Below are 13,092 nucleotides of genomic sequence, written 5' to 3'. Positions count from 1 at the left end.
GGACGGGACACAGTCGCGGGCCAGGCTCGGCGGATCGTCTCGTCCGAGCCCCGGAGGTCCGCCATGAGCAGTCACACCACCGACGTCCGCGCCCCGCGTCCCCGGCCCGTCCGGGCGCCGGCCGCAGTGAGATCGGCCGTCGTCCTGTGGCTGGGCGCGATCCTGGCCGGGGTGGCCGAGGCGTTCGTGCACCTGGCCCTACCGGACCCGCCGGCCGCGGGTGACCTCGCGGTCCGGTTCGGGATCTACCTGGTCCTCGGTGCTCTGGTGCTGGCCCTGCGCACCGGCCGCAACGCCGTCCGCTGGGCCGTCGCGGTGCTGATGGGCGTCGTCGGGACCCTGTCGCTGGTGGTCGAACCGCTCGGCTGGGTGCTGGGCGGCGGGTCCCCGGTGGCGTGGTTGAGCACCGCGGGCGCGCCGGAGCTGCTCGCGGCCGGCCTGCGGGTAGTGCACCTCGTCGCGGTCGCGGCGGCGCTGGTGACGATGTTCCGGCCGTCGGCGACGGCGTTCTTCCGAGGCCGCCGGTGACCGGCCGGCCCATCAGGCGGGGGAGAGCCGGTAGCGCAGCACGCGGCCGTGCTCGGGATGGTCCGGCGCGAAGCCGAGGCGCTCCGCGATCCGGGCCGCGGGTTCGTTCGACGGGTGGGTGAGCACCACCACCGGCAGCCCGGGCCCGGCCGCGGCCGCGTGCTCGAGCGCCCGCCGGGACAGCTCGGTGGCCAGGCCGAGGCCGCGCACGGCGGGGTGCAGCCGGTAGCCGAGGTTGAGCAGGTGGGCCGGGCCGTCCGAGGCCAGGGTCAGCCCGCCGATCCCGACCACCGGGCCGCCGTCGTGGGTGCGCACCGTCCAGCACCCGAACCCGTGCCGCAACCAGTGGATCCGGTGCCCGCGCACGGCCGCCCGGGCCAGCCGCGGGGTCGGCGGCGTGGAGAACGGGTGCTGGGACGGGTCGAGGTCCAGCGCGACGAGGTCGCGGCGGTCCGCGCGCGACGGGCGGGTCAGCGTCAGGCGCCCGGTACGGAGCAGAGCGGGGTAGCGCGGCACGCCACCAGTGTCCCGGGCCGGGTGCGACTCACGATCGGGTGTCGGATTGCAGGTAGGCCAGCACCGCCCGCACCCGCCGGTTGTCGTCGTCGGACGGCGCCAGGTCGAGCTTGCCGAAGATGCTGCCGATGTGCTTTCCCACCGCCTTCTCGCCGACGAACAGCGCCTGCGCGATCGCGGTGTTCGAGCGGCCCTGCGCGACGTGGTGCAGGACCTCGCGCTCCCGGTCGGTGAGCCGGGTCAGCGGGCCGGTCGTGCGCCCCACCAGCTGACCGATCACCTCGGCGTCCATCGCGGTGCCGCCGGAGGCGACCCGGCGCACCGACTCCACGAACTCCTCGACGTGCCCGACCCGGTCCTTGAGCAGGTAGCCGACGCCGCCGGAGCCGTCGGCCAGCAGCTCCCGGGCGTAGAGCGGCTCCACGTACTGCGACAGCACCAGCACCGGCAGCCCCGGCGTCTCCCGGCGGGCCGCGATGGCCGCGACCAGGCCCTCGTCGGTGAACGTCGGCGGCAGCCGGACGTCCACCACGGCCACGTCCGGGACGTGCTCGCGCAGGGCCCGGGCCAGCATCGGCCCGTTGTCGACGGCGTCGACGACGTCGACGTCGTTGGCCTCGAGCAGCCGGATCAGCCCGTCCCGGAGGAGGACGTGGTCCTCGGCGACGACGGCTCGGAGAGTGGGCACGGCAGCTCCATCCTGATCTCGGTGGGCCCACCCGGTGGGCTGGTGACCCGGCACGTCCCGTCGAAGGCCGCGAGCCGCCGTGCGATGCCCCGCAGCCCGGTGCCCGCCGCGGGGTCGGCGCCGCCGTGCCCGTCGTCGCCGACCAGCACGCACAGCGTGCCGTCGGAGTGCCCGGCGTGCAGCCAGGCCCGGGTCGCGCCGGCGTGGCGCCCGATGTTGGTCAGGGCCTCGGTGGTCGCGAAGTACAGCGCCGACTCCACCGGGGCCTGCGGGCGGTGCGGCAACGCGATCTCGACCCGCACCGGCACCGGGCACAGCAGCGCCGCCGCCTCCAGCCCGCCGGCCAGGCCGCGGTCGGCCAGGACCGGTGGGTGGATGCCGCGGACCAGGTCGCGCAGCTCGGACTGGGCGGTGCCGGCGTCCGCGCGTGCCTCGGCGAGCAGCGTGAACGCCCGCTCCGGGTCCGTGCGCAGCACCTGCGCGGCCAGACCGAGGGTGATCGAGACCGCGGCCAGGCGGGCCTGGGCGCCGTCGTGCAGGTCGCGCTCGATCCGGCGCAGCTCCGCGGCCTGCGCGTCCACCGTCGCCGCGCGGGACTCGGTCAGCTGGGCCACCCGGCGGCGCAGGCCCGGGTCCGGCGGCGGTGCCAGCAGCAACCGGGCCAGCTGCACGAACAGGTGCAGCGCCCACGGGATCGTCCACCAGGCGATCGCGACGGCGAGGACCAGCAGTATCTGTGGCACCAGGAACGTGGCCGGGCCGATACCGTGCAGCCCGATCTGCGCGAGGATGTAGCCGACCAGCACCGTCGCGAACGTGAGCAGCGTGTTCGCGACCGCCCAAACGGCGTCCCGCCACGTCTGCGGGTCGCGTAGGCAGGAGCGCAGATCACGCCACGCCCAGCTCGGGGTGGAGGTGTACGGCGCGGTCAGCTCCGCCCCGAGCGCGGTTCCGGCTCGACCGCGGACGACGCCGGCGATCCTGCGCAGGGCGCCGAGTGCGCCGATCACCACCGGGACGCCGATCCCGAACACCGGGATCAGGATCAGGCCCAACCCGAAGCAGACGAGGGTGCCGAACGCGACGGTCCCGACCACCACGGCGCAGGCCAGCTCGGCCGCGGCCCGGCCCTGGCGCAGGAGGTGACCGCGCAGGCGGGCCGGTCCGGGGCTGGTCACCCGTCCAGTCTGGCCATGATCCGGCCTCCGGCACAGTGGGCCTGGCCCCACCCTCGCGGTGGGCCCGCGGCCGTCCGGGACGCGGCCTGGGCCGATCGCGCCCGGCCCGCCCGACGACGACCGTCGTCACCCATGGACACCCCGATCACCACGAGCCCTGCCGCTACCACTTCCGCCGGTACCGCTTCCGCCGGCACGAGCCGGGCCGAACGCCGCAGCTTCCTGGCCCGCACCCTGGCCGACCCGCGACGGATGGGGGCGGTCACGCCGACCGGCCGTGCCGCCGCGGCCCGGATGGCGGCCGTGGTCCCGGACCGCGGCCGCCCGGCCGTGCTGGAGCTGGGCGCCGGGACGGGCGTGCTGTCCCGGGCGATCCTCGCGCGGATGCCGGACGGCGGACGCCTGGTCGCGGTGGAGTCCGACCCCGCGCTGGTCGAGTACCTGCACCGGACGTCGCCGCAGCTCGAGGTCGCCGCGGCGGACGCGGCCGAGCTGGAGCGGGTGCTGGACGAGGCCGGGATCGACCGGGCCGACGCCGTGGTCTGCTCGCTGCCGCTGACCGTGATGACGGCGGTCGAGCGCCGCCGGGTGCTGTCGGCGGCCGCCCGGCGGCTGACCCCGGCCGGCGCGTTCGTGGCGATCACCTACCGCCCGGCGTGGGCCGCGCGCGGGCTGCGGGCGGACATGGCCGACGTGTTCGGTCGGGTCGAGCGAACCCCCACGATCTGGGCGAACGTGCCCCCGGCGCGGCTGCTGCTCGGCCGCGGGCCCCGGCCGTGCTGAGCGCGGCGCTCGACCTGGCCGCCCGGTTGCCTGCGCCGCTGGTGGTGCTGCTGGCCGTGGCCGTGCTCGCGGTGGAGAGCGGGACCGTGCTCGGAATGGCCGTGCCGGGCACGACGGTGGCGGTCGCGCTCGGGATCTGGTCCTCGCTCGCCGGGCAGAGCACCGCGGTGTGCGTCGCGGCCGCCGCACTCGGCACCGTGACCGGCGCGCACGTGGGGTGGTGGCGGGGCCGCGCCGGTGTCGTCGTGCCCGCCCGTCCGGCCGCCGTCGACCGGGTGCGGCGTGCGCTCGACCGGACGCGGGGGTGGCTCCGGCACCGGGACGGCGTACCCGCCGCGCTGCTGCTCGCGGCCGGGCACTGGGCGAGCGTGCTCCGGCCGGTCCTGCCCCGGGTCGCGGGCGCCGCCGGGATCGGCTACCGGTGCGCCGGACCGGCGCTCACCGTGTCCGGGACGCTGTGGGCCGCGGCCCTGGTCGGGCTCGGCGCGCGGCTCGGTCCGGTCGCCGCCCGGCACGCCGGCTGGGTCTCGCTACCGCTGGTCGGGGTGGTCGTCCTCGCGGTGGCGCTGCGGACGCGCTCAGTCCGGCCGACCGGTCACCATGTCGTCGAACTCGCCGGCCTTCGCGCCGTGCACGAACGCCGAGATCTCGGCCGGGGTGTAGATCAGGGCCGGGCCCTGCGGGTCCCGGGCGTTGCGGACCGCGACGTCGCCGTTGTCCAGCAGCGCGAACTCGACACTCTCCCCGTCCGGGCCACCACCGGAGCTCCGGCGCCACGTGACGGGACCGAGCTCGGCGGCCGGGACTCCGTTGGGCTGGTTCACGAGACCTCCGACGGCAGGACGGTGGATGCCTGCGTGCACCCGGTTCGTAGCGCAGAGTAACAAAGGTTCTTGCATCTGATCTTGCATCGGCCGCGTGCATTGGCCACGATGGGGTGCAGCCGACCGAACGGGGAGTGCATCAGATGTGCCGGTCCGCCCGATGGTCCCGGTTGCCGGGTGATCGGTCGTGAGCAGCGGCGCGACAGATCGCACGCCCGGGTACGACCTCATCACGCTGACGTCGGTCCGCGACAACCGTGCACACATCGTGACCGACGTCGAGCTGTCGTCGGCGCCCGCGTTGCGGATGGGTCGCTACGAGGCGTTGTGCGGCCACCTCATCGCCCCGGCCCCGATGGTCGAGCCGGACGGCACGCGCTGCCCCCGCTGTGACGAGCTCGGCCGTCCGCCGGAGCGGCGGACGCAGCGAGGCCGTCCACGGGGCCGCGGACGCCGCCTGCCCAGCTGAACCACGCACGGGGTCACGCACGGGCGCCGCGGCGCGCGAGCGTCAGCGGGCGAGCGGCTGGGTGTCGCGGTGCGAGAGCGGGCCGCGGGTGCGCCGGCGCAGCCAGCCCCGCGCCGTGTGCAGGGTCCTGCTGAACCCGTTCGGGCCCCGCCGGCGTTCCACGACGTCGCCGAGGCGGCCGAGCAGCCAGGCCAGCAGCGGCGCTCCCACCGCGAACAGCAGCCACATCCGCAGCCGCCGGGAGAAGAAGGCCCACATCCGCGCTCACCCTTTCGCCGATCGGCCGGGCCACGACCGGCGGCCCGGGGCCGCCACTTTAGTCCGGCCGGACGGGGGCCGGGCGGGGGCCGGACGGTGACCGTCTCCGTCCCTGCTCGTTGAACCCCGGACAGGGCTGTGGTCCGGGCCGGTGGCCCGGGGATGCACAGAGCGTCCGGTCGCCGCCGCGGCCGGGGAGGACGGAGGCATCGTGCAGGGACCGATCGGACTGGACGGCACCGCGACCGTGGTGCTGCTCGCCGTCGTCGTGCTGGTGGTCGTCGCGGTGCTCAGCCCGGCCGGGCGCCGGGCCTGGGCGGCGGGGCTCGCCGCGGTCGGCCGGTGGCCCGGCCTCATCCGCTCCGAGCTGCGCGGTGCCGCGCCGCTGGACAGGGACCCGGTCTCCGACACGACGCCCGACATCCCGCCGGTGACGCGCGGGCTCCCGATCGTGGAGCGCCCGGACCGCGGCCGAGCGGCCGGGACGCACCGGTCCTCCGACCTGCGGTAAATTTTCTTTTACCAGGGCGGGAACCACCGGCGGGTCGCCGGCGTTGTAGCGGACAGAGACCCGTCACCATCGGTGTCTCGCCGCACGTCGAGGAGGATCAAGGTGCGCTCCACCAGCAACCCGGCGTTCCGCAACCTGCCCAGCGGGCAGGGTGGCGGCTACGCCTCGTTCGGCAACCAGGGTGGGCTGATGGGCGGCGCGACCGCCTACGCCGACACCCGGGCGTCACAGGTCGGGCACGGCCGCGCCGGGAGCGGCGGCCGTCCGATCACGATCGACGACATCGTCATCAGAACTGCGGTCAGCGGCGGACTCGCGATCGTCGCCGGCACACTCACCGCCCTGAGCGGTCTCTACATCCTGGCCCTTCCCGCGTTCCTGGTCGGGATCATCCTGTCCTTCGCCCTGTCGTTCAAGCCGAACTGGGCGAACGCGGGCACGGTGCTCGCCTACTCCGCCCTGATGGGTGTGGCGCTCGGCGGGATCGCCGGGCTGCTGGAACAGATCGACAACATGAGGGGCATCGGGTTCCAGGCCCTGCTCGGCACGGTCGGCGTGTTCGTCGGCATGCTCATCGTCTACAAGACCGGCGCGGTCAAGGTGACCCCGCGGTTCACCAAGTGGATGATCGGCGCCCTGATCGGCGTCGTGGTCCTGACGCTCGCCCGGTTCGTCGGGGAGATGTTCTTCCCGGGCAACCCGATGAGCAGCGGCGGCGCGCTGTCGATCCTGATCAGCCTCGTCATCATCGGCGTCGCGGCGTTCAGCCTGCTGCTGGACTTCGACGCCGCCGACCAGGCCGTGCGCGGCGGTGCACCGGCGAAGTTCGCCTGGTACATCGCCTTCGGCCTGATGACGACGCTGGTCTGGCTCTACATCGAGATCCTGCGCCTGCTGAGCTACCTGCGCGGCGACTAGCAGCGCCGGCACCGACGCCCGGCCCTCGTGGCCGGGACGGGCCGGAATCGCCCCCTCCGGCCCTGCGCCGCGGACGGCGGAGCCTCGTGCTCCGTTCGTCCGCGGCGTTCGTCGTTCTCGGAGCAATCGGACATAATTCGCTAAGCGAACTTCACACGCGATCAATGCACAGAATGGTCGGTCGATTCGACGGATCGCATTACCCCGGATTAACGTCCCCCGGAACCGCGAGGGCAGGGGGATCACGTGGCCGAAAGTGCCGCCGCAGGACCACAGGACATCGGGGACGTCATCGTCACCGACGACTCCACGATGAAGCGTGCCGTCGCTGCGGCCGCGATCGGCAACGTCACGGAGTGGTACGACTTCGGCGTCTACTCGTACCTGGTGGAGTCGTCGGTCAAGGACGTCTTCTTCTCCGGCGCGGGATCGAACGCGTCGCTGCTGGCGCTGGGCACGTTCGCGGTGTCGTTCCTGGTCCGGCCCCTCGGCGGGCTGTTCTTCGGCCCGCTCGGCGACAAGATCGGCCGGACGCGGGTCCTGTCGATCACCGTCATCCTGATGGCGGCCGGCACGTTCCTGCTCGGGCTGGTGCCCAGCTACGCCGCGATCGGCATCGCATCCCCACTGCTGGTGCTGGTGATCCGGTTGATCCAGGGCTTCTCGACCGGTGGCGAGTACGGCGGCGCGATGACGTTCATCGCCGAGTACTCCGCCGACAAGAAGCGCGGGTTCTTCGGCAGCTGGCTGGAGTTCGGCACTCTCACCGGCTACGCCCTGGGGGCCTCGATCTCGACGATCCTGGTCGTGGTGCTTCCTCGGGAGGACCTGCTGAGCTGGGGCTTCCGCATCCCGTTCCTGCTGGCCCTGCCGCTCGGCCTGGTCGGGCTCTACCTGCGGAACAAGCTGGAGGAGACGCCGGCGTTCCAGCAGCTGCTCGACCAGTCCGAGAGCGACGAGGGCAGGCCGGCGCTCGAGGCCCTCAAGCTGATCTTCACGAAGCACTGGCGCGCGATGCTCGTCGCCGGCGGGCTGATCGTCGCCTGGAACGTCACGAACTACGTGCTGACCGCCTACGTGCCGACCTACACCACCGGGACGCTCGCCGACGCCGGGCTGGAGAGCGTCTCGAGCACCACGTCGAACCTGCTGCAGATCGGCGTCCTGCTGATCCTGATGGTGGTGATCACGTTCATCGGCCGGATCAGCGACCGGGTCGGGCGCAAGCCGATCCTGATCGTCGGCTCGATCATGCTGGTCGTCCTGGGCCTGCCGTCGGTGTTGCTGCTGCAGTCCGGGTTGTTCGGTCAGATGGGCGGACTGTTGATCATGGGCTTCACGCTCGTGATGTTCTCGTCGATCTGCCCGTCCACGCTGCCGTCGCTGTTCCCGACCGAGATCCGCTACGGCGGTCTGTCGGTCACGTTCAACCTGTTCGTCTCGGCGTTCGCCGGGACCGCGGCCACCGTGATCGCCGCGCTGGTGACGCTGACCGGCGACCTGAACTGGCCGGGGTACTACCTGATCGCGGCCGGCGTCGTCGGGCTGGTCAGCTGCTACTTCCTGGTCGAGTCCGCAGGCAAGCCGCTGGAGGGCTCCAAGCCCGCGGTGGCGACCGAGGAGGAGGCCCGCGAGCTGATCGCGGCCGGCAGGACCTGAGTTCCGCGCACCGGCGCCGGTCCGGGGTCCGTCCCCGGCCGGCGCTCGTGTGTGCGTGGGATCACGTCTAGCATCGGTCCATGGCCGGGGACCGGTCGGTGCTCGTCGGCATCGTGCTGTTCGCACTGATCGCGTTCTCACCCGCGGTGCTGTTGTGGCTGGTGTTGCGCCTGCCGCGTGCGGTGCGGGTTCTGTGGGACCGCTGGCGCCCGGCCCCACCGGTCCGTGCGACGCGGGCGCCGCTGCAGGACCTGGTCGCGGACCTGCGACGGCTGCACGCCGAACACCGCGGCCCGCCGCCGTCCACCCGGGTCCGCCGGACCGCCGTGCTGGCCGCCTACGACGACGTCCTGCTCGACGTGTGCGCGGCCGTCGGCATCCCGGACCCGCCGCTGCGGGCGACGGTCACCGCGGGTGGCACGGCCGGAGCACTGGACGCGGACCGGAGCCTGGCCAGGCTGCGGACCGAGGCCGCGGTCGAGGAGGCCGGGATCGCCCTGCAGTACCCGGCCGGCCCGGCCGTCGCCTGACCGGCACCGCGAACGACCGCCGCCGCGCACCCGGAGAGGGGTACGCGGCGGCGGAGGACTGCGGTGGGGAGAGGGTCAGCTCAGGCGCTCGAGCACCATTGCCATGCCCTGGCCGCCGCCGACGCACATCGTCTCCAGCCCGAAGCGCCCGTCGCGGGCACGCAGGCCGTTGAGCAGCGTGGTGGTGATCCGGGCGCCGGTCATGCCGAACGGGTGGCCGAGCGCGATCGCGCCGCCGTGCACGTTCAGCTTCTCCTCGTCGATGCCCAGCTGGCGGGCAGAGGGCAGGACCTGCGCGGCGAACGCCTCGTTGATCTCGACGAGGTCGATGTCGCCGATCGTGAGCCCGGCGCGCTGCAGCGCCTGCTTCGACGCCTCCACCGGGCCCAGGCCCATGATCTCCGGGGACAGCCCGGTGACGCCGGTCGACACGATCCGCGCCAGCGGGGTCAGGCCCAGCTGCTCCGCCTTCGTGTCCGACATGATCACCAGGGCGGCCGCGCCGTCGTTGAGCGGGCACGCGTTGGCGGCGGTGATCCGTCCGTCCGGGCGGAACACCGGCTTGAGCTGCGAGACGCCCTCGTAGGTGGTCCCGGCGCGCGGGCCGTCGTCGGTGCGCACGACGGTGCCGTCGGGCAGCGTGACCGGGGTGATCTCACGCTCGAAGAAGCCGTTCGCGATCGCCTTCTCGGCCAGGTTCTGCGAGCGGACCGCGAAGTGGTCCATGTCCTCGCGGCTGACGTCGGCGAGGCGGGCGACGTTCTCCGCCGTCTGCCCCATCGCGATGTAGGCGTCCGGCAGCAGGCCGGACTCGCGCGGGTCGGTCCAGGTCCCGGCGCCCTTCTGCGCGGTCTCGACCGTGCGGGCCTCGGCGTCGGCGAACAGCGGGTTGTGCGTGTCCGGCCAGGAGTCCGAGGTGCCCTTGGCGAACCGGGACACGGTCTCGACACCGGCCGAGACGAACACGTCGCCCTCGCCGGCCTTGATCGCGTGCAGCGCCATCCGCGTCGTCTGCAGCGACGACGAGCAGTAGCGGGTGATGGTCGTGCCGGGCACGGTGTCGTACCCCAGCTGCACGGCCACGATGCGGGCGAGGTTGTTGCCCTGCTCGCCCCCGGGCAGGCCGCAGCCGAGCATCAGGTCGTCGATCTCGGTCGGATCCAGCGCCGGCACCTGGGCCAGGGCCGCGCGCACCATCTGCACGGTCAGGTCGTCCGGGCGCATGCCGGCCAGCGACCCCTTGTTCGCGCGGCCGATCGGGGATCGGGCCGCGGCGACGATCACGGCTTCGGGCATCGTCGTCCTCCTCCAGGTGTGGCGGATGTCGTCGGCAAGGACTGTACTCGCGGGTAACCGATCACGAGGGAGTGACGATGGTCGCCCTGACCGGTCACGGTCGGCGCCCGCGCCCGGCCGTCACCGACCGGGGGGTGCGACGATTGACCCATGCGCTACGTGGAGCACATCGTCGACCTGGTCGGGAACACCCCGCTGGTGCGGCTGGGGACGGTCGCCGAGGGGCTGTCCCCACTGGTACTGGCGAAGGTGGAGTACCTGAACCCGGGCGGCAGCGTGAAGGACCGGATCGCGCTGCGGATGATCGAGGCGGCCGAGGCCTCCGGTGAGCTGAAGCCGGGCGGCACGATCGTCGAGCCGACCTCGGGCAACACCGGTGTCGGCCTGGCGATGGTCGCGCAGCGCAAGGGCTACCGGTGCATCTTCGTCTGCCCGGACAAGGTGGGCGAGGACAAGCGCAACGTGCTCAAGGCCTACGGCGCCGAGGTCGTCGTCTGCCCGACGGCGGTGGAGCCGGACCACCCGGACTCCTACTACCAGACCTCGGACCGGCTGGCCCGCGAGACCGAGGGCGGCTGGAAGCCGAACCAGTACGCGAACCAGGCGAACCCGGAGTCGCACTACGCGACGACCGGCCCGGAGATCTGGGAGCAGACCGACGGGAAGATCACGCACTTCGTGGCCGGGATCGGCACCGGAGGCACGATCAGCGGGATCGGGCGCTACCTCAAAGAGGTCTCCGGCGGGCGCGTGAAGATCATCGGCGCGGACCCGGAGGGCTCGGTCTACAGCGGCGGCAGCGGCCGCCCGTACCTGGTCGAGGGCGTCGGCGAGGACTTCTGGCCGAGCACCTACGACAAGGACGTCTGCGACGAGATCCTCCCGGTCTCCGACGCCGACTCGTTCGACATGACCCGGCGACTGGCCCACGAGGAGGCGCTGCTGGTCGGCGGCTCCTGCGGGATGGCCGTCATCGCCGCGCTGCGGGTCGCCGCGTCGGCGCCGGCCGACTCGGTGATCGTCGTGCTGCTGCCCGACGGCGGCCGCGGCTACCTGGGCAAGGTGTTCAACGACGGGTGGATGGCCAGCTACGGCTTCCTGCCCCCGACCGAGGGCGCCACCATCGGCGACGTGCTGCGCCGCAAGGACGGCTCGATCCCGGACTTCGTGCACGCGCACCCGAACGAGACGGTCGCCGACGCGGTGCTCTACCTGCGCGAGTTCAACGTGTCGCAGATGCCGATCGTGCGGGCCGAGCCGCCGGTGATGGCGGCCGAGGTGGCCGGCGCGGTGGTGGAGAAGGACATCCTCGACGCGCTGTTCAACGGCCGGGCCCAGCTCTCCGACCGGCTGGAGGACCACATGTCGAAGAACCTGCCGACGCTCGGTGCGGGGGAGTCGCTGCAGAACGCGATGACCGCGTTCGCGAGCGCGGACGCGGCGCTGGTGCTGGTCGACGGCAAGCCGGCCGGCGTGGTCACCCGCTCGGACGTGTTGTCGTTCCTGGGGAACGGGTGAGCTCGGACTGAGCGCCCGACCCGCCCGCGCCGGGCGGGCGTAGCCTTCCGGGGCATGCAGGGGTTCTCCACGCGCGCCATCCATTCCGGCCAGGAGCCGGACCCGACGACCGGTGCGGTCATCCTCCCGATCCACACCAGCTCGACGTTCGCCCAGGACGGTGTCGGCGGCACCCGCGGCGGGTACGAGTACTCGCGCAGTGCCAACCCGACCCGCACGGCGCTGCAGGACTGTCTGGCCGCGCTCGAGGGCGGACGGCACGCGCACGCGTTCGGCTCCGGGATGGGCGCGACCGACACGCTGCTGCGGATCCTGCTGCGCCCGGGCGACCACATGGTCATCCCGCACGACGCCTACGGCGGCACGTTCCGTCTGGTCGACAAGGTCCTCTCCGGCTGGGGTGTCGAGTACACGGCGGTCGACCTGGGCGACCTCGACGCGCTACGGGCCGCGCTGCGCCCGAGCACCAAGGTGATCTGGTGCGAGACGCCGACCAACCCGCTGCTGGGCGTCGCGGACATCGCCGGGCTGGCCGAGGTCGCGCACGGCGTGTCGTCCCCGCACCCGCCGCGCCTGGTCGTCGACAACACGTTCGCCTCGCCCTACCTGCAGACTCCGCTCGCGCTCGGCGCGGACGTCGTCCTGCACTCGACGACCAAGTACGTCGGCGGGCACTCCGACGCCGTCGGCGGCGCGCTGGTGACCTCGGACGACGAGCTGGCCGAACGCATCACGTTCACGCAGAACTCGGTCGGCTCGGTGCCCGGGCCGTTCGACGCCTACCTGACGCTGCGCGGGGCCAAGACCCTCGCCGTCCGGATGGAGCGCCACAGCGACAACGCCGAGCGCGTCGTGGAGCTGCTGTCCGCGCACCCGGGCGTGAGCTCGGTGCTCTACCCGGGGCTGCCCGGGCACCCCGGTCACGAGGTCGCGGCCAAGCAGATGCGCCGCTTCGGCGGGATGGTGTCGTTCCTGGCCGCGGGCGGCCGGGACGCGGCGCTGAAGATCTGCGCGACCACGAAGCTGTTCACCCTGGCCGAGTCGCTCGGCGGCGTCGAGTCGCTGATCGAGCACCCGGGCCAGATGACGCACGCGTCGGTCGCCGGGTCGATGCTCGAGGTCCCGGACTCGCTGGTCCGGCTCTCGGTCGGGATCGAGGACGTCGACGACCTGCTCGACGACCTGCGCACCGCGCTGGACGCCGCGGGCGCGTAGCCCGGCTCAGCTGCGCGAGGGCACCGGGGCCTCCGGTGCCGTCGCCGGCGGGCCAGGAGGCGGGGGCACGACGAGGTCACCGGGCTCGACGCAGCCCCCGAGCAGCACGGACCCGCCGCCGGGCAGGAGCTCGTAGCGCGCCGGCTCGTCACAGCCCGCGGTGCGCACGGTCACCACGGCCAGCACCGCGAGACCGGCGGC

The 13,092-nt window shown here is 73.4% G+C and carries 16 protein-coding genes; 9 read left to right on the top strand and 7 right to left on the bottom strand.

Annotated elements, in window-relative coordinates; genetic code table 11:
* Positions 1–63: 63 nt before the first annotated feature.
* Positions 64–528, top strand: a complete 465-nt coding sequence (locus I4I78_RS21280; protein ID WP_218613214.1) for a hypothetical protein — start codon at positions 64–66, stop codon at positions 526–528.
* Positions 529–540: 12 nt separating this feature from the next.
* Here the strand turns inward: I4I78_RS21280 and I4I78_RS21275 are convergent, their stop codons facing one another.
* Genes I4I78_RS21275 through I4I78_RS21265 form a run of 3 tightly spaced genes read right to left on the bottom strand, consistent with a single transcriptional unit; the run spans position 541 to position 2,910 of the window.
* Positions 541–1,044, bottom strand: coding sequence for a GNAT family N-acetyltransferase (locus I4I78_RS21275; protein ID WP_218613213.1), 504 nt, complete (start codon positions 1,042–1,044; stop codon positions 541–543).
* A gap of 28 nt (positions 1,045–1,072) precedes the next feature.
* Positions 1,073–1,732, bottom strand: coding sequence for a response regulator transcription factor (locus I4I78_RS21270; protein WP_218613212.1), 660 nt, complete (start codon positions 1,730–1,732; stop codon positions 1,073–1,075).
* Complete coding sequence (locus tag I4I78_RS21265) at positions 1,675–2,910, bottom strand: sensor domain-containing protein (RefSeq protein ID WP_218613211.1); 1,236 nt, start codon at positions 2,908–2,910, stop codon at positions 1,675–1,677. Before I4I78_RS21265 ends, I4I78_RS21270 begins: the two co-directional genes overlap by 58 nt.
* Before the next feature lie 132 nt (positions 2,911–3,042).
* Here I4I78_RS21265 and I4I78_RS21260 point away from each other — a divergent pair, with 132 nt between their 5' ends.
* Positions 3,043–3,693: a class I SAM-dependent methyltransferase gene (locus I4I78_RS21260; RefSeq protein WP_218613210.1), complete on the top strand. Its 651-nt coding sequence runs from the start codon at positions 3,043–3,045 to the stop codon at positions 3,691–3,693.
* 578 nt (positions 3,694–4,271) lie between these two features.
* Here I4I78_RS21260 and I4I78_RS21255 read toward each other — a convergent pair.
* Positions 4,272–4,592 carry a DUF397 domain-containing protein gene (locus I4I78_RS21255; protein WP_218613209.1) on the bottom strand — a complete coding sequence of 107 codons (321 nt, stop codon included), beginning with the start codon at positions 4,590–4,592 and terminating at the stop codon, positions 4,272–4,274.
* 112 nt (positions 4,593–4,704) lie between these two features.
* On the opposite strand from I4I78_RS21255, the gene I4I78_RS21250 reads away from it, so the two are divergent.
* On the top strand, positions 4,705–4,986 hold the full coding sequence (locus I4I78_RS21250) for a hypothetical protein (protein ID WP_218613208.1): 282 nt from the start codon (positions 4,705–4,707) through the stop codon (positions 4,984–4,986).
* A 42-nt stretch (positions 4,987–5,028) separates the two neighbouring features.
* Here I4I78_RS21250 and I4I78_RS21245 read toward each other — a convergent pair whose 3' ends face one another.
* Complete coding sequence (locus tag I4I78_RS21245; RefSeq protein ID WP_218613207.1) at positions 5,029–5,244, bottom strand: hypothetical protein; 216 nt, start codon at positions 5,242–5,244, stop codon at positions 5,029–5,031.
* Between the two features lie 211 nt (positions 5,245–5,455).
* On the opposite strand from I4I78_RS21245, the gene I4I78_RS21240 reads away from it, so the two are divergent.
* The 4 genes from I4I78_RS21240 to I4I78_RS21225 all read left to right on the top strand — a co-directional run bounded on the left by I4I78_RS21240 (position 5,456) and on the right by I4I78_RS21225 (position 8,862).
* Positions 5,456–5,755, top strand: a complete 300-nt coding sequence (locus I4I78_RS21240; RefSeq protein ID WP_218613206.1) for a hypothetical protein — start codon at positions 5,456–5,458, stop codon at positions 5,753–5,755.
* A gap of 102 nt (positions 5,756–5,857) precedes the next feature.
* Positions 5,858–6,673 (top strand): Bax inhibitor-1/YccA family protein, encoded by an 816-nt coding sequence (locus tag I4I78_RS21235; protein WP_218613205.1) that lies wholly within the window; start codon positions 5,858–5,860, stop codon positions 6,671–6,673.
* Positions 6,674–6,919: 246 nt separating this feature from the next.
* Positions 6,920–8,332 carry an MFS transporter gene (locus I4I78_RS21230; protein ID WP_308252267.1) on the top strand — a complete coding sequence of 471 codons (1,413 nt, stop codon included), beginning with the start codon at positions 6,920–6,922 and terminating at the stop codon, positions 8,330–8,332.
* Positions 8,333–8,412: 80 nt separating this feature from the next.
* Positions 8,413–8,862, top strand: coding sequence for a hypothetical protein (locus I4I78_RS21225; RefSeq protein WP_218613204.1), 450 nt, complete (start codon positions 8,413–8,415; stop codon positions 8,860–8,862).
* Between the two features lie 75 nt (positions 8,863–8,937).
* Here the strand turns inward: I4I78_RS21225 and I4I78_RS21220 are convergent, their stop codons facing one another.
* On the bottom strand, positions 8,938–10,158 hold the full coding sequence (locus tag I4I78_RS21220; RefSeq protein ID WP_218613203.1) for an acetyl-CoA C-acetyltransferase: 1,221 nt from the start codon (positions 10,156–10,158) through the stop codon (positions 8,938–8,940).
* Positions 10,159–10,308: 150 nt separating this feature from the next.
* Here I4I78_RS21220 and I4I78_RS21215 point away from each other — a divergent pair, with 150 nt between their 5' ends.
* Positions 10,309–11,676 carry a cystathionine beta-synthase gene (locus I4I78_RS21215; RefSeq protein WP_218613202.1) on the top strand — a complete coding sequence of 456 codons (1,368 nt, stop codon included), beginning with the start codon at positions 10,309–10,311 and terminating at the stop codon, positions 11,674–11,676.
* 54 nt (positions 11,677–11,730) lie between these two features.
* On the top strand, positions 11,731–12,891 hold the full coding sequence (locus I4I78_RS21210) for a cystathionine gamma-synthase (protein ID WP_218613201.1): 1,161 nt from the start codon (positions 11,731–11,733) through the stop codon (positions 12,889–12,891).
* A gap of 6 nt (positions 12,892–12,897) precedes the next feature.
* On the opposite strand, the gene I4I78_RS21205 is transcribed toward I4I78_RS21210, so the two are convergent.
* Positions 12,898–13,092: hypothetical protein (locus I4I78_RS21205; protein ID WP_218613200.1), on the bottom strand; the 195-nt coding region annotated here is incomplete at its 5' end.

The organism is Pseudonocardia sp. KRD291 (assembly GCF_019263595.1).
GTDB lineage: Bacteria > Actinomycetota > Actinomycetes > Mycobacteriales > Pseudonocardiaceae > Pseudonocardia.
Note: the sequence above shows the minus strand (reverse complement) of the source record. Positions and strands in the feature narration are given on the sequence as shown.